At 58.7% G+C, this 17,502-nt stretch carries 16 protein-coding genes; 9 read left to right on the top strand and 7 right to left on the bottom strand.

All coding sequences use genetic code 11. The annotated features are described in order from the left end of the window. Positions 1-6: 6 nt before the first annotated feature. Both fabI and AC1VVK_RS02655 read right to left on the bottom strand, forming a co-directional pair. Positions 7-780, bottom strand: a complete 774-nt coding sequence (gene fabI / locus AC1VVK_RS02660; RefSeq protein WP_482904266.1) for an enoyl-ACP reductase FabI — start codon at positions 778-780, stop codon at positions 7-9. Further along, positions 777-3,008, bottom strand: a complete 2,232-nt coding sequence (locus AC1VVK_RS02655; protein WP_482904265.1) for a DUF3141 domain-containing protein — start codon at positions 3,006-3,008, stop codon at positions 777-779. The genes fabI and AC1VVK_RS02655 overlap by 4 nt, the downstream gene beginning before the upstream one ends. 542 nt (positions 3,009-3,550) lie before the next feature. Between AC1VVK_RS02655 and AC1VVK_RS02650 the strand changes: the two genes are divergently transcribed. Genes AC1VVK_RS02650 through AC1VVK_RS02635 form a run of 4 tightly spaced genes read left to right on the top strand, consistent with a single transcriptional unit; the run spans position 3,551 to position 6,979 of the window. Continuing rightward, positions 3,551-4,636 (top strand): ABC transporter permease, encoded by a 1,086-nt coding sequence (locus AC1VVK_RS02650; RefSeq protein WP_482904264.1) that lies wholly within the window; start codon positions 3,551-3,553, stop codon positions 4,634-4,636. Positions 4,637-4,641: 5 nt separating this feature from the next. Continuing rightward, positions 4,642-5,424 carry an ABC transporter ATP-binding protein gene (locus AC1VVK_RS02645; RefSeq protein WP_482904263.1) on the top strand — a complete coding sequence of 261 codons (783 nt, stop codon included), beginning with the start codon at positions 4,642-4,644 and terminating at the stop codon, positions 5,422-5,424. Continuing rightward, positions 5,424-6,335 (top strand): MlaD family protein, encoded by a 912-nt coding sequence (locus AC1VVK_RS02640; protein WP_482904262.1) that lies wholly within the window; start codon positions 5,424-5,426, stop codon positions 6,333-6,335. The genes AC1VVK_RS02645 and AC1VVK_RS02640 overlap by 1 nt, the downstream gene beginning before the upstream one ends. Next, the gene (locus AC1VVK_RS02635) at positions 6,332-6,979 is read left to right on the top strand and encodes an ABC-type transport auxiliary lipoprotein family protein (protein WP_482904261.1); all 648 of its coding nucleotides are present in this window, start codon (positions 6,332-6,334) and stop codon (positions 6,977-6,979) included. The genes AC1VVK_RS02640 and AC1VVK_RS02635 overlap by 4 nt, the downstream gene beginning before the upstream one ends. Positions 6,980-7,092: 113 nt before the next feature. On the opposite strand, the gene AC1VVK_RS02630 is transcribed toward AC1VVK_RS02635, so the two are convergent. Next, on the bottom strand, positions 7,093-7,551 hold the full coding sequence (locus tag AC1VVK_RS02630) for a hypothetical protein (RefSeq protein WP_482904260.1): 459 nt from the start codon (positions 7,549-7,551) through the stop codon (positions 7,093-7,095). A gap of 527 nt (positions 7,552-8,078) precedes the next feature. Between AC1VVK_RS02630 and AC1VVK_RS02625 the strand changes: the two genes are divergently transcribed. The 3 genes from AC1VVK_RS02625 (at position 8,079) to AC1VVK_RS02615 (ending at position 10,889) form a co-directional block, all read left to right on the top strand. Beyond that, positions 8,079-8,864 (top strand): bestrophin-like domain, encoded by a 786-nt coding sequence (locus tag AC1VVK_RS02625; protein ID WP_482904259.1) that lies wholly within the window; start codon positions 8,079-8,081, stop codon positions 8,862-8,864. A 401-nt stretch (positions 8,865-9,265) separates the two neighbouring features. Beyond that, complete coding sequence (locus AC1VVK_RS02620) at positions 9,266-9,916, top strand: MarC family NAAT transporter (protein WP_482904258.1); 651 nt, start codon at positions 9,266-9,268, stop codon at positions 9,914-9,916. Positions 9,917-10,022: 106 nt separating this feature from the next. After that, complete coding sequence (locus AC1VVK_RS02615; protein WP_482904257.1) at positions 10,023-10,889, top strand: bile acid:sodium symporter family protein; 867 nt, start codon at positions 10,023-10,025, stop codon at positions 10,887-10,889. Between the two features lie 30 nt (positions 10,890-10,919). Here AC1VVK_RS02615 and AC1VVK_RS02610 read toward each other — a convergent pair whose 3' ends face one another. From AC1VVK_RS02610 to AC1VVK_RS02595, 4 genes are all read right to left on the bottom strand, one after another. Then, on the bottom strand, positions 10,920-11,819 hold the full coding sequence (locus AC1VVK_RS02610) for a transporter (RefSeq protein ID WP_482904256.1): 900 nt from the start codon (positions 11,817-11,819) through the stop codon (positions 10,920-10,922). Between the two features lie 351 nt (positions 11,820-12,170). Continuing rightward, positions 12,171-12,932 (bottom strand): OmpA family protein, encoded by a 762-nt coding sequence (locus AC1VVK_RS02605; protein ID WP_482904255.1) that lies wholly within the window; start codon positions 12,930-12,932, stop codon positions 12,171-12,173. A gap of 139 nt (positions 12,933-13,071) precedes the next feature. Further along, entirely contained in the window at positions 13,072-13,881 is an 810-nt protein-coding gene (locus AC1VVK_RS02600) for a hypothetical protein (protein WP_482904254.1), read from the bottom strand. After that, a complete protein-coding gene (locus AC1VVK_RS02595; protein WP_482904253.1) occupies positions 13,878-14,516 on the bottom strand; it encodes a DUF2092 domain-containing protein in 639 nt (212 codons plus the stop codon). The genes AC1VVK_RS02600 and AC1VVK_RS02595 overlap by 4 nt, the downstream gene beginning before the upstream one ends. Positions 14,517-15,825: 1,309 nt before the next feature. Between AC1VVK_RS02595 and AC1VVK_RS02590 the strand changes: the two genes are divergently transcribed. Both AC1VVK_RS02590 and AC1VVK_RS02585 read left to right on the top strand, forming a co-directional pair. After that, positions 15,826-16,476, top strand: a complete 651-nt coding sequence (locus tag AC1VVK_RS02590) for a response regulator (RefSeq protein WP_482905105.1) — start codon at positions 15,826-15,828, stop codon at positions 16,474-16,476. A 174-nt stretch (positions 16,477-16,650) separates the two neighbouring features. Beyond that, positions 16,651-17,172 (top strand): YqhA family protein, encoded by a 522-nt coding sequence (locus AC1VVK_RS02585; RefSeq protein ID WP_482904252.1) that lies wholly within the window; start codon positions 16,651-16,653, stop codon positions 17,170-17,172. Positions 17,173-17,502: the final 330 nt, after the last annotated feature.

Here is a 17,502-nt window from a genome sequence, read left to right as displayed (position 1 = left end):
CTCGCGTCAGGCGACGACATTTGAACCGCCGTCTACGTAGACGGTTCCGCCGGTGATCCGTCTGGCAAAGGGCGAGGCGAGATAGGTGCATACGGCCCCGACATCCATGATGTCGGCAAGTTCGCCCATGGGCGCGCGTTCGGCCGCAGCGGCAAGCATGTGCTCGAAATCGTGGAGACCCGAGGCGGCGCGGGTTTTCAAGGGTCCGGGCGATATAGGGTGCACCCGGATGCCGCGTGGACCAAGCTCATAGGCGAGATATCGGCAGGCCGCCTCCAGCGCCGCCTTGACCGGCCCCATGACATTGTAATTGGGTACCACCCGATTGGCCCCGTAATAGCTCATGGCGAACATCGTGCCGCCATCGGTCATAAGCGGAGCGGCCAGTTTCGCCATGCGCACGAAACTGTGACACGATATGTCCATCGCCTTTGCGAAGCCCTCGGCCGAGCAATCGAGCAATCCGCCCGCAAGATCCTCCCTGGGCGCGAAAGCAATCGAGTGGACGAGTACGTCCAACTTTCCCCAGGTCTCCGAAACGAGGCGGAAAACCTCCTCGAGTTGTCCGGGGATGGCGACGTCGAGCGGGGCCGTGATCGAGGCGCCCAGCGCTTCGGCCAGCGGCTCGACATAGGCGCGCGCCTTGTCGTTCAGCCAGGTGACGGCAAGTTCCGCTCCGGCCTCGCGAAACATGGCCGCGCAGCCATAGGCGATCGAGGAATCGTTCGCGATGCCAACGACGAGGGCCTTCTGCCCGGCAAGTACGCCATCCCGGTTCATGCTGCACGAACCTTCGCCGATTGCCCTCTGGAAGTATCGCCCGAGCCGGTCTCGGGCGCGTCAGGGGCAAGGAGCGCTCGCAGCAGATTCAGCCGCCGTGTTCCCTCCTGATTGAGAAGATCGCTATCGAGGGCGAAGAGCCCTTCCAGACTGGAGATGATACGCGCTCGCCCCGCGGGATCGGCGCCTGCCATCGCCGGGATAGCCGCGATCGCTTCGTCCGGGGACATCGCGAGGATTGCCTGCTGATCCCGCAGCACCGCCCGGACAGCCGACAAGCCCGCCTGTTTGAGCAAGGGTATGGTCTTCACGCCTTTGACCACTGCCTGCAGGACGCGTTCGTCGGCGCGACCGACAGTCATTGCGACCCAGACCAATGCGCGGAGCGCGGCCTCCATCGGTCCGCCTTCGCGAAGCTGGTCACGCAGTTCCTTTTCCCGGAGCGCCGCCAGCGCTTCGCGGGGCAAGTCGCGGTATATCGGCTCGGCCATGCCCGCTTTTTCGTCGACACCGGCCAGCGCCTGGATCATCGGGTGGCCATAGACGCTCAGGAAAGTCGCTTCCTTCCACCAGTCGGTGACGTTGCCGAACGCGGTCAGCGCGCTTTCGATGAAATCGGCCGAGACGTGCTCCGCCTGGACGAATGGATTGTCCTTGTCGACCGGCTGCCGCCATTCACGGGCTCCAGCCGCGAGAGCAGGGACGGCGGTCATCAACGGGTTCTCATCTGAGAACAGTTCGAACCGCAATCGATTTGGATGGAGGCGCCGCGCGATACCGGCCGTGAGGTCATTCGTCACTGCCCTGACCGCCGGGCGGGCAAAGGCGCGATAGAAGGAAAGGTTGATATCGGAAATCCGCGCGACGGCTGCAAAGCGGCGATCATCCTCCGGATTCTGCTGGCAGATCGCGCGAACATCATCCAGCGTCCGGCGTTCCAGCGTGAAGATATACTTGCCTTCCACCAGTTCACGGTGGGCGATATCCTCATCGATGTTGTCGATTACGGCCTCGAAAACGCCGGGTCCAAGCAAGTCGATCGCATCCATGACCTGGGCAAATTTCTCATGCTCCCTCGTGGCCACCTTCCCGGAAACGAAGATTCCCAAATGCCCGATGGTCTGATGGAGGCAATAGACGATCGTCTGCCCGGATTTCCGCAAGTTTCCATCGGTCTCGTAGAGGTTTGGAATCCACTGGAGTGCCTGCGGGGGCGGCGTAATGTCGTCTCCCCAGGAACAAAAGACGATGATGGGAGAGCGGATGTTCCGCAGGTCAATTCGCGTCCCGTCAGGCGCGCTAAGTTGGCCGGACGACAGCTTGTTGCCGACGAAGAGGTTGTTGGCGATCGACAGCATCTCGTCCGCCGTCAGCAGCACGGGGCTGCCCCACCATCGCTCGAAATCGATGAAGCGCTCGGCTTCGGTGTCGACGTTGTCGTAGACATTGTACGGTTTCGACCACAGCGTATTCGCCGGGTTGAGGCTCTCGAAATTGGCGACGAGGTAGGCGCCGTCGAACAGGCCATTGCCCAGATCACCTGTCAGCGCATTGAGCCAGGTGCCGCCGAGAAGCCCCCCCGAATATCGCATCGGGTTCTTGCCTCGCACGCCTGCCCAGTAGGAAAGCGGAGAGCCGGCGAGCATGATGGGGCCGAAGAGCTCGGGCCTTGCGGCGGCGGTCATCATGATCTGCCAGCCCGCCTGGCAATTGCCGATCACCACAGGACGGCCGTCCGCATCGGGATGCCGTTCGATCACTGTCTCGACGAAATGCGCCTCGGCCGCGCAGACGTCGCCCACGGTCTGTCCATCGACCGGAATGGGCGCGAAGCCGACGAAGTAGCACGGATGGCCTGCCTCCATCGCCTTGCCGATCTCGCTGTCACGCTTCATGCCGCCGATGCCCGGGCCATGACCGGCGCGCGGATCGACGACGATGAACGGACGCTTGGCGGGGTCGATCGTGTATTCCGGACCCGGAACGATTTCCACGAGGAAGTAGTTCACCCGCCGGTCAAGGGTGCGGCCATCGACAATCACGCGCGCATCGAACACGAGGACATGCGGCACGCTTTCCCTGGCGCGATCGTTATGGATGTTGCCTCGCTGGCGCATCGTATCCAGAAGCAGAACCGACTTCTGGGCGGCATCGTAACAATATGCTGCCCAATCCGTGGACAAATGCAGCCAATGATCGAAGATTGTCGGGCTGATCTCCTGGGACATTGCGAATCTCCGGTGACGCCTGATTTGCGGAAACATACGCGGGCGCCAGATGTGTCGCAATCAGGGTAAACGGATGAGGGTGATCGAAGTGGAATCGCTTCTTGGCCGAACTTCACATAGCTCCATCAAAACATGCGAAATTCCACGGGTCGGTATCTGTGTTGTATAAATGCATAAGACTTACCTGCCCGCGCTCTTCGGGAGATCTTTGCTTCCGGCCTGAACCGCTTCGCCATCGCGTCACTCCCACGACCATGGTTCAGCCCGCTGCCCGTGTCGGCTGGTGAGCGGCCAAGTATCCCTTTTTGCATTGTCCGCCTTCTGCGACAGAAATCGGTCAAAGAAATAAATCCACCCGGGGCCGATATTTCATGACGTGGCCGATCGGAATGTCTCGAAATTCGTTTTGGTTATGGGGAATGATTGGGCCGGAAATGGGGACCAGTACTGATGGTGTCCATCGTCGTTCATGAATAGATCATCGAAGTCGATGGCGAGTTATTTTCGGTATGGGACTGGCCTCCTTCAGCATACGTTCGGACTTGACCGGGAGCACGATTGCCCTCTCCGGCGATTGGACCTCGCTCACCATGGACAGGGCGGTAGCGGCCCTTCCGGAGGCAATGCGCGCCTCTTCCGCATCGCCGTTGCGGTTGGACCTGAGCGAGTTGGGGCGGCTCGACACTGCCGGCGCCTATACGATCCTGAGCGCGATATCGCCCGGCGCGAAGGAGAGTGGCAGCGACACTCGACCCGACGTGGCACGTCTCTTCGATCTGGTCCGACCCTCCATTGGGGAACCGGTGCCGGAACGGCCGCGCACGTCTTCGTTCCTCTATTTCGCCGATCAGGTAGGACGCGGCGTGGTCTCGTTCGCACAGGAAGGCCTGCGCATTGCGGAATTCGCCGGGGAACTCAACGTGGCGCTGGCGCGAACGATCCTCCATCCGAGCCGCCTGCGGGGCATTTCGCTTGTCAGGTTGATGGAAACGGCGGGCGTCAAGGCGCTCCCCATCGTGATCGTCATGAACTTCTTCATCGGCGCCGTCGTCGCATTGGTGGGCACCAATCTGCTCGCCTCGCTGGGCGTGTCGGTGTTCACCGTGGAGCTGGTCGGGGCGGCGGTCCTGCGCGAATTCGGCGTTCTCATCACGGGTATCCTGTTGGCCGGCCGATCCGCATCCAGCTTCGCGGCGCAGATCGGCACAATGAAGATGACCCAGGAGATCGACGCCATGAAAGTGATGGGTGTCGACCAGTTCGACGCACTCGTCGTGCCGCGCGTCCTTGCCCTGCTCCTGACGATGCCATTGCTGGTCTTTGCCGCCATGATGGCGGGGATCGCCGGCGGGCTGATCGTCAGTTGGCTCGCGCTCGGCATGAGCCCGATCTTCTTCCTTTCGCGCATGCAGGAAGCGGTCGACATCCGGCATTTCTGGATCGGCATGAGCAAAGTGCCGCTGCTTGCCATATTGATCGCCATGTCGGGCTGCCGTCACGGCCTGTTCGTGAAGTCCGATGTCGAGAGCCTCGGGGAGCGCGTGACCCAGGCGGTCGTGCAGGCGATTTTCATGATCATCCTGTTCGACGCCATTTTCGCCGTCATCTACATGGAGTTGAAGCTCTGAACGGCGTGGGCAGCCCTCCGCCGATCCGCGTGATCGGGCTGCGCAGCGCTTTCGGCGAGCATGTCGTGCACGATGGACTGAACCTCGAACTGCGCGATGGCGAGATTCTGGGCGTGGTCGGAGGATCGGGGGCAGGCAAGTCCGTACTTCTCAACACGATCCTCGGCCTCAAGAATCCAGACGGTGGCCGGGTCGAGGTGTTCGGGTGCGATGTCCACGATCCCGCCGCCGAGGCCAACGTCAGCCGCAAGGCCGGGGTCCTGTTTCAAGGCGGTGCGCTCTTTTCCGCGCTGACGGTGGGGCAGAATGTCGAAGCCCCGATGCATGAACAGGCCCATCTTCCCAACGGGTTGGTGCGCGAACTGGCGCGGCTCAAGATCAAGTTGGCCGGTCTCGATACCCGTGTGGCCGACCAGATGCCGTCGGAACTTTCGGGAGGCATGGTAAAGCGTGCAGGCGTCGCCCGCGCGCTGGCACTCGATCCTTCTCTCCTGTTCCTCGATGAGCCCACGGCGGGGCTCGATCCGATCAGCGCCGCCGATTTCGACCAATTGGTCAGGGGGCTGTGCGATACGCTCGGGCTGTCGGTCTTTCTGATCACGCACGACCTCGACACGCTTTACACGATAACCGACCGGGTCGCTGTCATTGCCGATAAGCGCGTGGTGGCCACTGCGCCCGTGGCCGAGCTGGAGAAATCCGAACACCCCTGGATTAAGGCCTATTTCAAGGGGCCGCGCGGTCGCGCCGCGCAGGCGGCGCGGCGCGGGAATGACGGAGCGAGCTGATGGAACGGCAAGCGAACTACGCATTGGTTGGGATCATCAGCATAGTGCTGATCATCGCGGCGCTGGTCTTCGTCGTCTGGCTTGCGCAATTCCAGTTCAATCAGACCTACGACACCTATCGCATCATCTTTCGAGGCCCTGTGAGCGGCCTCAGCAAGGGCGGGGAAGTTCAATTCAACGGCATCAAGCTCGGCGAGATCATTGATATCAGGTTGGACGAGGCCGATCCGAACCGCGTCATCACCGACATCGAGCTTCAGCACGGAACGCCCGTGCGGGCGGATTCCCTGGCGCAAAGTGCTGCCCAGGGGATAACCGGCGTGCGCTACATCCAGATCAGCGCCGGCACCGTGAGCCAGCCGCTGCTGCGCAAGAGCAGCCGCCAGCGGCCGCCGGTCATCCGCTCACAGGGTGCGCGGTTCGATGTGATCGTCCAGGACGTCGGCAGACTTACCCGTGACGGCGCGGAGGCCCTCGAGCGCGTCAACAAGGTGTTGTCGGACCAGAATATCGCCACGATTTCGCGCTCGATCGACAACGTGGGATCGATCAGCGATGAACTGCGGGCACGCCGGACCATGTTCGCGAAACTCGATCGTGCGTCCGCCGACCTGGAGCAAGCGGCTGCACAGACGCGCAGATCGCTGGGAGGACCGAACGGTACGCTGGCGCAGATCAACGGGAGTGTCGGAGAGCTGCACCAGACACTGGTGGGAGTCCGGACGCTGGTCGGGCGTGTTGACGGGTCGGTTTCAGACGTCTCGTCGGGGACATTGCCGGAATTGAATGCAGCGCTCGTCTCCATCCAGCAGGCCAGTGCGTCGTTGAACGAGCTAAGCTCGGAAATCAGGCGAGACCCGCGCGGAGTGCTCCTGCGCTCGCAAGCCCAGGAGGTGAAAGTCAAACCATGACTGCAAAGGGCCGTCCATCGCTGGTGCTCGTCGCGACCTTTTTCCTCGCCGGATGTGGCGGCCTGTTGGGCGGCGGCGGTCATCCGGCCACACTCTACCGCTTCGGCAATATATCGCCATCGCCGCAGGTTGCCGAACCGAATAGCCCCGCGGCCGGGCCGGTACGCGTAGTGAGTTACCGCGGCGCCGTATTCCCGCCCGAAAGCCGCAGTGACCGCATCCTGACGACGCGCGGCGCAAGTATGGCCTATGTGGCGGAATCACGCTGGATTGCCCCTCCCGACGACCTGTTCGACACGGCGCTGCGGCGAGAGTTCGCCCGGACGCAACCCGGCTTGCGCCTGATAGGTCCCGCTGAAGGGCCTCGGGCCGATTTCGTGCTGTCCATAGATGTGCGCCGCTTCGAAGCCGCCTATGAGGGGCCGACGGCACCCGTCGTTACCATGGAAGCGCAGGTCAGGCTCATGCGCTGGGCAGACCGCTCCATCATCGGCGAATGGGTCTTTTCCAGTCGGCGGCAGGCGGCGGAAAACAGGGTGACATCCATAGTCTCCGCCTACGACGAGGCGACGAGCGAAGTAATCGGTCAAATCGGCGGAGTCGTGAGCCGTTTTGCGAACAACGCATCGAATCCAGTCCCTTGACCGGCAGTCCATGCTGCCGCTCCGCAAGGCGATGCTCTGTTTTCGCAGGGCTTCGCCTCCCGATAAATCTCGTCAATCGGGAACGCCGCAAAATCCGGCGCGGTCGGAGGCGGCTACTTGATCGGATAGAGATGCCGGGCATCAAGAGTGGGAACCGATGGGGCTGGAACCTTGCAGTATTCCGCAGCCGTTCCGATCGTCTTCTGGATGCGTTTGCCGACGACTTTCGTGTCGCTGCTCGAGGCTTTTTCTCCGATTTCGTATTCGTTCCATGCGACATTGGCGCAGCCACGGAATCCGGCGACGATGCGCAGGTATTTCTTGTTCCGCTCGGCGCTCACAACGAGGTCACCGGAAGTATAACCCGCTTCGCATGCGTCGAGCGTGCATGGATCGTTGCCCGACCATAACTGTTTCGCGAAGGCCCACGTGCCGGGCGGAAGCCTGAACAGATCTTCTGGAAGCGCCGGAGTATCGGGGCTTGTCGTTTTGACCTCCTCGACCGGTTGGCTGTGGCCAGCTTGCGAAACAAGGAGAAGGGACGTGCCGAATATGAGAAGGGCGGCTTTCATCTGCAGATCTCCAGCATGCCGGAGGCTGTTGAGGTGGCGTAGAACAGGCGCCGCCTTGCGTGCCGCCGGTCACCGTGATTTGGTCATGGCGCAATCCGCGATTGACGACACTCCACAATAATCGATCGAAGGCGTCAACCTCGGTTGAGATACCATGGCACAATTACATGTATGTCAGCTTCCTTGAGCCAGTTCTCGGCATGGTCATTGCACCATGCCGAGTGGGATAGTGCGCCTTCAATTGGCGGAAAGGAAGGTCCCAATGGCTTTCGACCGGACCACAGCGACGAAGTCATGTGCTTTCCGGTACCCGTGAGGCCGAACACCGTGGTTTCTTTCGAAAATTACCAATAATCCGTATAATTACCTATGTCGCCACCCGTGGATCGTACATATCGTTACGGGTGGAAAAATGAGACGATTATTGAAATTCCGATGGGAAAATCGCCCAGCGTAATTTTCGAATTTATGCGTGAACATGATTTGGAATTAATAAAATCCGAGTCTGGATATTCAGGGGAATGCCGATGGCATCTGTTCTGCAATGGCTCTTCATTGAGGCTCCATTCTGGTTGATTGCACTCAGCGTTCTCGGCATCCTCTCGGCGGCCTATTTTCTAGGAGTTGCGGTTCGGCATTACCGGAAAGTATCGGATTCAGAGGAGACGAAAGACAGCCTGGCCTTGTCTACCGCCATGGGTTTGCTCGCACTTCTTCTGGGTTTCACATTTGCGCTTGCACTTGAACGATTTGACGGACGGCGCGGCTTGGTTCGCGAAGAAGCGCTGGCAATTCGTACAACTTACTTGCGCGCGGGTACTTTTGCAGAGCCTCATCGCACGCAATTGGAAAACCTCCTGAAGACATATGCCGATGTCCGTGTAGCCTTGGGCAATGCGACGCAGCCGGCCGATGTGAAGCGATTGTCAGGCGTCAGTGACGGTCTGCAAAACCAGATGTGGCAAGCCACCGAAGCTGCCCTTGTTGGAAATCGCGACGATGTGTCTTCAAGTTTCATGGATTCGATGAACCGGGTCATTGAAGCCGATGCATCACGACGAATTGCCCGCAGAACTCACGTCCCCTCACGGGTTCTTGGAACGCTTCTGTTTTACATGTCCGTATCATCGGCAATGATCGGATATGCTGTCGGGGCAAAGCGTCGTGGAGAAATATTGCTGATGCTGGGGCTGACGGCCACAGCTTATTTGCTCATTATCGATATCGATAGTCCCACACGAGGCAGCATTCAGGAAAGTCAGGCTGCAATGGAGGACCTTCAATATGTTCTGCGAACAAATATGAACCATTGAGCATGCCGATTTCGATTTTATGCCGTGAGCGGGCATGTCCGAGTTGGCTTTCAGGATGAATCAATGGGATAAATCAGGTAAACTACTGACAAATGAGATGGCATTTCTGATTGTTATCGCGTTGAGTTCCAACGATGTTGCCGGCGTCGTTTGACAATGCCCGCAGTCCGGCGCAATAGGCTGTCTCCTTACTTTACCCTATATCTTTTCGACGGCGGTTCGCGCACATTCCTTCGATTGGCGCAAAGGCTGAATATTATGCGTGCTCATGTGGAGCCATGCCGAGAAAACATGGTCTCAGGAACGCGCATTTTACTGTGTAGATAGCGCCAGTGCGTCGACCTCGGATGGGTGCCCTCAAGGCAGGGGGCTGCGGTTTTTTCTTGTTAGAGGCTGCAACAATGACGGGCCGTTTCGTTGAAACGATTGTGCTGGCGATCGTGGCCCTGTTTCCGATCATGAACCCGTTCAGCACCGCTCCGTTGTTCGTGTCGTTGACGGCGGGCTTCGATGAGCAAAAGCGGAAGCATCAGGCCCTGATGGGGTGCATTTATGCATTTGCCATACTGGTCGTATTTCTGCTCATGGGATCGGCTATCATCGATTTTTTCAGTATTTCGGTGGCCGGTATCCGCGTGGCTGGGGGCCTGATCATATCGACCATCGGGTTTCGCATGCTGTTCACAACTCCGGCCAGCACACCGGATGTATCGACGGCCAAGCCTTCGGCCACCAACATTGCTTTCACGCCTATCGCCATGCCGAGTTTGGCCGGTCCGGGATCGATCTCCGTCGTGATGAGCGCGGCCGGACGAATTGAGGGCATGGATCCCCAGCAGTGGCCGGCGATTTATGCCGCACTCATCATTGGCATCACGGTGACGCTGGTCATTTCCTATGTGGTCTTGCGCGCAGCCAGTGTCATGGTCCGGTTCCTCGGTCATGACGGTCTCGACGCGATGACCCGGATTTTCGGGTTTCTGCTGATCTGTATTGGCGTGCAGTTTTTACTGGCTGGCGTCGCCTACTTTTACGGAATCCCTCTCCGATAGTTCTGATCAACCGGTTTGCGTGGCGAAATCGCTGGTCGTTCCGCTTCGAAGGCAAGTGCGAACGCGAGGCCATCGAAATGTTCGACAGCAAGGCAGGAGAAGCGCGATGACCTTCGCCGAGATCCTCAAACTGCTGCTGGTGGTCAGCATCTTTCTCAATGTTTTCGCGCTGGCTCTGCAGGTGAACGCGACGGACGCGGTCCATCTCTTCCGCGAATGGCGATTGGCGATCTGCGCATTCCTGGCGATGTTCGTCGTCGTGCCGGTCATCGCCGTCCTGATTGCCTATTCGTTCGACTTGAAACCGGCCGTGAAAATTGCGCTGGTCGCGCTGGCCTTTTCGCCAGTGCCGCCGATCCTGCCCCAGAAGCAGATCAAGGCAGGTGGCAGTCTTTCCTATGTCACTGGGTTGCTGGTGAGCGCAGCGTTGATTTCCTTGTTCGTCGCGCCGCTCGGCCTGGAACTGACCGGATGGCTATTCGGGCGGGAAACGGAAGTCTCCACTATCGGCATGATCCGGACTTTGGGCATAGGCATCGCGGTACCGTTCGCCAGCGGACTGCTTGCACAGAGGTTGTTCGGTGAACGGACGCGCCGCTTCGCCGCCGGAATGGCCAAATTCGCAACGATCCTGCTGATGGCGTGCTTGCTGTTGTTGCTGATCGCCTTTGCGCCAGAGATCTGGCAGGTCATCGGCGACGGCACGATCCTGGCGCTCGTCGCGATGAGCGTTGCCGGGCTCGTCGCCGGCTATTGGCTGGCGGGTGACGTTGCGGAGAACAAGACCGCGCTCGCGCTCGCGGCCGGGGCAAGGCATCCCGGCGTGGCCATCGGAATCGCCATGTCGAGCTTCCCGACGGAGAAACTTGCCATCGCGGCGATCTTGCTTGCGACAGTGCTGGACGCATTCATCGCAATGCCCATTATGCGGCAACTTAATAGATTTGATCGCGTAAACGCGCGGGTAGCGTGAATGGCTCAGGCCCGAAGGCCGTGGGTGCCGTCAGAACGTGAACCCCAGAATCGTGCGGAAAATCCATCCGTTCGGCCCGTACTGGTTACGGTCGACGACGCTGCCATAGCTTACACGCAAGGATGAGTTCCGGCTGAGGGCCAGCGTACCGGTGGCGCCGAGCGATAGGGTATATTGGGAATTGTCTGCCCCGATGCCATCGATCTTCATTTCGCCGCCGCGACGCCAGAGCAGATCGAGCGAGGCCCAGAATTTGGGCGTTAGACCGTGGGTGAGGTGGCCCTCGACAATGTACAGCGGCTTCTGCTGGCTGCTGTCGGCACCGAACGGGTCTCCGTTCCTGCCGAAAAAGGTGACGGTCGGCATCAGTTCGATCGTGGTCAGATGCGGATCGGCCATGCGCTTGCCGATGGCATAGACCAAGGGGGCACCAAGCCGCAGCGCCCATCGATTGGCTCCGACATTGAGCGATTGCTTGCTATCGTATTCGCCCGTCGGGAAGAAGATTTTGGCGAGAAGATTGACCGCCAGTCCGGGCCGATGCTCCGCATATGCCGCCGGTGCCAGCGCCGGCGTGCCATGGACGCCCAGGACGAAGCCAAGCTGTGCGTCTCCTATTCCGGACACGCGATCCGACTGCGCTTGCGGCAGCAATGCGCCGTCCGGCTCGATGTTGCTGACCGGGAGGACCAGGAAAACGAAGGATTGACTGTCAGCGATCTTCAGCGCCTGGACGAACTGGAAGACGACCAGATCGGTATCCAGATGATCGTTCTCGGCGACATTCCCCGGATCGACCGCAAGATTGCTGTGCATGCGATGATAGCGCACCGAGAAGATGGTCGTCTTGTCCGGGATCACCATGTAGAGCCGCGCGCCGTCGTCCTGCGCCTCTGCCGGGCTGGAGCCGATCGGCAGGGCAAGTGGCAATGCAAGACATCCGGCAATCAGGAGACGGAGTGAGGCCCTCTTTTTCGTAGTCGCGGACATCATCTGTCTAGGCTCCGCGCGCTCTGAGTGTCGCCGTACGTCGCCGCCAAACCGGCGTTAGGACGTTCGGGAAGCCCAGAGCGCGGCTTTCTCGAGCACGACAGCTGCAGGCCATCGAACACCGTTGCCGGCAGAGCGCCGAGTTAGGCAAACCGCTCTCAAGACAGGCAGTGTCTGGCGGTGCGCTCAGTATGCCCGAAACGAGCCCGCTCTCCTCAATGAGAGCGGGCTACACCTGATCCCGGCGCGATCGCATCCCGGTCTCTCGTATGTCACGCGCCATTTGCCAGGCTACTGCTTGAGCTGTCCCTTTGGCGTAACCACCCGCACCACAACGCGGCGCGCCTCGGCGTCGCTGGTCGGGGTGGCTTCGCCCGGGGCAACAGTGCCTTCGCCCATGGCCGATGGTGACAGCACGCGACCAGGCTGGATCAGCCCGGTCTGGCGCATATAGTTGCTCACCGCAGCGGCACGCTTCAGGCTAAGGCGTTCGTTCGCTTCGGCGTTGCCCCTCTGGTCCGCAAAGCCCAGGATGGAGATGCGATAGTTGCCGAAAGTCGGCGCCTTCTGCGCAATGGCGCGAAGGTTTGCCTTGTACTGCTCGGCAATGTTCGCGCTTCCTGTCTCGAAGTAGACCGCCGTCTCGTCCTGGATGACATATTCCTGGCCATCGATGATGGCTTGCCGCAACTCGGCGAATTCCGCTTTCGTGCCGGCCTTGGTCGCCACTGCGGCACGCCAGTCGTCATCCTTGAATTCGATCGATTGCGCGGTGATCGTGTGGTCCTGCAGGTCACCCTTGACCTTGAAGATCAGGCCGGGGATCAGGCTCGACACATCGCGGTCCTTCGACCGGACGAGGCCGCTGCGTTCGCTGATTTTCGTGGAGGGCGTCAGGACGACTGTCAGGTCACCTTCTCTCGTACGCGCCGTGATATTGTTATTGGCGACCGAGACGATGACGGCTTCCTGGTTCACGTCTTCCGCAAAAGCGGGCGTCGTAAACATCAGTGCAGCAGCAAATACCGCGAGGCCATGTTCCTTGACGCCCATTTTACACTCCTTTTGATAGATCCCGCTTGCAGTCGGCAAAATGAAGTACATCCATCCTGACAACCGCCAGAGACAGAGGCGCTGACATGCTCGATGCGCGATCGCAAAAGCATGTCAGCGGCAGGTGACGGGTTTCGGCCTACTGCGGTTGGGGCGCAGGAACCGTTGTCGTCGTCGTTTGGCCTGGCTGTGGTACAGTCACATATACCACCGTATCGCCTTCATATTGCGGCTGATAATAGACACCGCCGCAATTGTAATAGTGGTAGCTGGCGTAAGGATAGGGTGCGCAGCCGCCCGGCAATGCGTAATATGCCGAGCCGAATGCTGCCGCCGTCATTCCCGCCACCGCGCCGATAGCGAGCCCGGCCGCGATCGGATAATCAACATCTCCACCCCAGCCGTCAAAATCGTTGCCGCTGACGTTGATGTTTCTGCTGTTGTCGATGTTGGTATTGCGATCACCGCGATTGGCCTGACGGTCCCCGCGATTGTCCGAACGCGTTGTCTGGCGGTCGGTACGATTGTCCTGGCGATTGCCCTGATTGTCCGAACGTGTTGCCTGACGGTCGCTTCGATTGGCACCACCGGCGCGGTCACCACCGGCAGTCCGCTGACCCGCACCTGATCCGCGCGACGATGCAGCCCCTCCCGCGCCGCCGACGCTGGGGCGCGTGGCAGGCCGGTTGTAGCTGCCGCCGCCCGGTCGGCTGTAGGTGCCGCCACCACGGCCGGCGCCGCCGCCACGGTTCATGGTGCTGCCACCGCCACGGCTCATACCGCCGCCGCCCCGGCTCATGCCACCTCCACCGCCTCGGCCGCCCATGCTCATCGATCCACCGCCGCGCGCGCCACCGCCGCCACCACGTCGCGCATCGGCGACTTCAACCTGTCCGGCGATGAACAGCAGGATAATGGCGATACGCACAAATGTAGAGGTCGCAGTCATTGCTTGTCCTCCGGCGTGAACTGGGCTGCCTGGATCTGCATCGCATCCTTGTTGGCCACGAACGCAAAATCGCTTGCGGTCAGGGGTGGATTGAGTGTCCAGGTCAGCCGGGCAGTATAAGTGGGATATGTCGGGTCCGTTCGATCGATGATCACGATCTTGCGCGGAACGGGGCGATCGCCCTGTTCGATCCATACCTCCCAATCGAAGTCGCCTCCGCGGAATGCCCAGTGGTCGGTTGCAACACCGTCGATCTTGGCAGTCCCGACGCTGAAGCCCGAAGTGAGCGCCTTGATGTCGGAATCGTCACCGTCGCTCCAACGGAACAGATCCTCGAGCGGCAGCTTTATTCCCGTCCGGTCGTAAAGCGCCTTCAAGAACTCGCGGTTGGTGCCCGGAGCCGGCACGGTGGCGTAAAAGCCGAGTTTGGGGGCGAAAATGGTGAATTGCTTGCCGTCGTAGATATATTGGCGGGATTTCTGATCGCTCTCATAGTCGATAGAAATTCCCGGGCGCATGACTTTATAATCGATCGTCGCGTCCATTTGCACGCGCTGTCCCGCCACCGTCACAACGTCGAGACTCGATTCAGCCGTCAGCTTGAACGTATTCAGAGACATGAGAAACTTGCTCATCCTCTGTAACGCCAACACGGAATCTGGATCGACTTCAGTACTTGCACTGGCCGAAGCCGGCGCAGGTGCCGTCGCTGAGGGTGTAGACTGAGCGTGGACGCTTGTGCTGATCGTCATGATCGCAGCGCAGCCGATTAATGCTAAAGCCCGCATCATCAATCTCCTACGTAACAAGTAGGTAAAATAATCGGCGGGAAAATAAAGAGGAACTACCCTGAAAATTACCAGAATAAATACTAATCTGGTCTCGACTGTGGCGCGGTCGACAGAGGGTGTGGCGTGATAAATCGAGCCGGTATTATATATGTTATGCAATATTTTGACGGAAATCCAAGTTTGGCTTCCTCCGCGACTAATCGGGACTCGATTCGATGCTTGTCATCAAGCTCCTTGATAGGATCGCGGAGTATGTGTGCGAATTCGCGTTCGCGCCGGGATGGAAATGACCAACTTGGCATATAACTTTCAGCGTCTCGTCTAGTTCATGATCGCTCGGTCGGGCCTAGCCCTGCAGTCCTTCCATGCCTCCTCTGAGAAGGCGCCATCCTTTTAGCGGTTCTGTCCTCATGAGTGGTCAGATCGGCTACGATTATCTCGTTTTATATGTGCTCGGGTCTACAAATGGCGCGGCGATATCACTCGGATAACGAATGAAATTCACTCCTCTTTCGCATTCGCTAATCCAGATATGTTCGTTCTTTTGCATCTCAATCTGGTGGCGCCGTTGGAGGCCAGATGCGTTCGCGATACTCCGCTCCGCACAAATAGACATAGAGCGAAATGGCGTATGCGACGAATTCGGTGAGGCGTTAATTATGTAAATTGATCGAAGCTATATATGGTGTGGCCAAAATATACGAAAACGATTAAATTTGCCTAAGGATTGATGAGGAAAATAATTCGCAAAATGCGGATTCATCCCGATATTGTGTGGAAATAAAGGGGTATATTCTGATTTTTCAGAGTTACAGTTGGCTTTGTTAGAGCTATCGTGAATACGATATCGCACGGGATTCTAGGTACAGGGGGAATCGCATGTGCACTTTCCTGCTCTCGATAAGTAGTTCCACACACGGGGAAAGACTGCCGAACGCCTTGCAGGCTTGAAGAGGTTCGGCGCGGTGATTTCGAAATCCCGTGCCGCCTTTCGTTCTGCCGCGCTGTTTTGCAGTAGTTCCGGATTCGCCAGAATTTTCACCGTCTGGATGAAACTGGCTTGCCTGCAGAAGGCAAAGTCACCGGCCGACGGTGAAATAGTACTATCAAGGATCTCAGGCCATTTAATCAGCAACTTATGGGGAGCGTGGGGATGTCTCTTTCTTGCTGCCGGATACTGATCGCTGACGATCACGAAGCCATACGCCAAGGCGTTCGCGCAATTCTGAAGGACCGACGGGGCTGGCACATCGCCGGTGAGGCGGCGGACGGTCTCGATGCGTTGAAACTCGTGCGAGAGACTCAGCCCGACATCGCCATTGTCGACTATTCGCTGCGGCAGATGAATGGCTTGGCGCTCACCCGCGCAATCAAGCGCGATCTGCCGGGTACGGAAGTCCTGATCTACACGATGCACGACCGCGAAAGCATTTTGATCGAGGCTCTGGACGCAGGCGCACTTGGCTATGTGCTGAAATCCGACACCATCACAAACCTGATCGCCGCGCTCGAAGCGTTGATCAAGCACAAGCGGTATCTTTCGGCCGGAATAGCGGGCAGGTTGGAGAGCTATTTCATTGAACATGGCCGCAATAAAGCTGGCGCTTCGGTGCTCACCTCGCGGGAGCGCGAGATCGTCCAGCTTATCGCGGAGGGCAATATCAACAAGTGCATTGCCCATAAGCTCACCATCAGCGTCAAGACAGTGGAGACACATCGCGCGTCGCTAATGCACAAGCTCAAGATGCGATCGACCGCCGATATTGTGCGCTACGCCATACGCAACAACATGGTGGATCTTTGAAATCTCTTTCGGGCGCCCGGGATCTGCTTGGTATAGCCAGCACTTTCCGGATGAAACGGGCGCATAAGACAGATCTACGCCATGACGGACGTAATTCTTCACTGGGGTAATACCCGATAGCGCTGCCCGGCAACAATATTTACACCGCGCCGGAGTTCTCAGATTGGGTGGCATATGAGCATCAGATACGAGCTCGAAGCGAATTTCGAAAAGGTTATCTTCGCTGCACGATGGCTCGTGGCGCCGATCTACGTCGGCCTGATATTCTGCCTGATTATGCTCGTGGTTATACTTGTAAAGTATACGTTTTGGGTGGCGATGCAGCTACCTTCCATCAACGTCCATGATGCCATTGTCGCGACGCTGTCGTTCATCGACTTGGCGCTCATCGCGAACCTGGTCTTGATCGTGATGTTTACAGGATATGCGAGCTTCGTCTCGAAGCTGGATATTGAGGATGATGAGGACAAGCCGGCATGGCTCGGGAAAGTCGATTTCTCCGGGCTGAAGCTGAAGCTGTTCGCATCCATGGCTGCCATTACCGGAATAGAGCTTCTGAAAGCTTTCATGGATTTACGTGAAACAGGAGCGGTAGACGCGCAGGTTATGCGCTGGCTGGTGATCATCCACGGAATGTTTCTTATAACGACCGTGGCTGCGGCCATTAGCCAGAAATTGGAGGGGCACTCCTCCTAAGTTGTCACTGTGTTCAAGCCGCTGTTGGGAAACAAGTTTCCGCGACTGATGCGGGGAACATACCGCGGCAATGTATTCGTGGCCCGGCACCGCCAGGATTAAAGGATGGGGAATCTTATATCGTATGCGTCCGGGGAAGATCCTTTAGGATCGGCCTGAGATTTGCCGGCCTTCGGTTAGGCGGCCCGGACGTTGATCCGGCATGTCTGGATGGGTGTGTAAACGGCGGCGGTGCTCTCATCTTCGCGGGCAAAACCCAAGAATTTCCAGTTGCGTCGATCGATTTCGAACGGAGCCGCCCTGTTTGAATCAATTTCCCATTATAAGCAT

The organism is Novosphingobium sp. BL-S-32, from assembly GCF_056857055.1.
Note: the sequence above shows the minus strand (reverse complement) of the source record. Positions and strands in the feature narration are given on the sequence as shown.

Excerpts from the sequence above, each read along its gene's own strand:
- fabI (WP_482904266.1), bottom strand. The coding sequence starts at position 780 with ATGAACCGGGATGGCGTACTTGCCGGGCAGAAGGCCCTCGTCGTTGGC.
- AC1VVK_RS02655 (WP_482904265.1), bottom strand. The coding sequence starts at position 3,008 with ATGTCCCAGGAGATCAGCCCGACAATCTTCGATCATTGGCTGCATTTG.
- AC1VVK_RS02640 (WP_482904262.1), top strand. The coding sequence starts at position 5,424 with ATGGAACGGCAAGCGAACTACGCATTGGTTGGGATCATCAGCATAGTG.
- AC1VVK_RS02635 (WP_482904261.1), top strand. The coding sequence starts at position 6,332 with ATGACTGCAAAGGGCCGTCCATCGCTGGTGCTCGTCGCGACCTTTTTC.
- AC1VVK_RS02630 (WP_482904260.1), bottom strand. The coding sequence starts at position 7,551 with ATGAAAGCCGCCCTTCTCATATTCGGCACGTCCCTTCTCCTTGTTTCG.
- AC1VVK_RS02625 (WP_482904259.1), top strand. The coding sequence starts at position 8,079 with ATGGCATCTGTTCTGCAATGGCTCTTCATTGAGGCTCCATTCTGGTTG.
- AC1VVK_RS02620 (WP_482904258.1), top strand. The coding sequence starts at position 9,266 with ATGACGGGCCGTTTCGTTGAAACGATTGTGCTGGCGATCGTGGCCCTG.
- AC1VVK_RS02615 (WP_482904257.1), top strand. The coding sequence starts at position 10,023 with ATGACCTTCGCCGAGATCCTCAAACTGCTGCTGGTGGTCAGCATCTTT.
- AC1VVK_RS02605 (WP_482904255.1), bottom strand. The coding sequence starts at position 12,932 with ATGGGCGTCAAGGAACATGGCCTCGCGGTATTTGCTGCTGCACTGATG.
- AC1VVK_RS02600 (WP_482904254.1), bottom strand. The coding sequence starts at position 13,881 with ATGACTGCGACCTCTACATTTGTGCGTATCGCCATTATCCTGCTGTTC.
- AC1VVK_RS02595 (WP_482904253.1), bottom strand. The coding sequence starts at position 14,516 with ATGAGCAAGTTTCTCATGTCTCTGAATACGTTCAAGCTGACGGCTGAA.
- AC1VVK_RS02590 (WP_482905105.1), top strand. The coding sequence starts at position 15,826 with ATGTCTCTTTCTTGCTGCCGGATACTGATCGCTGACGATCACGAAGCC.
- AC1VVK_RS02585 (WP_482904252.1), top strand. The coding sequence starts at position 16,651 with ATGAGCATCAGATACGAGCTCGAAGCGAATTTCGAAAAGGTTATCTTC.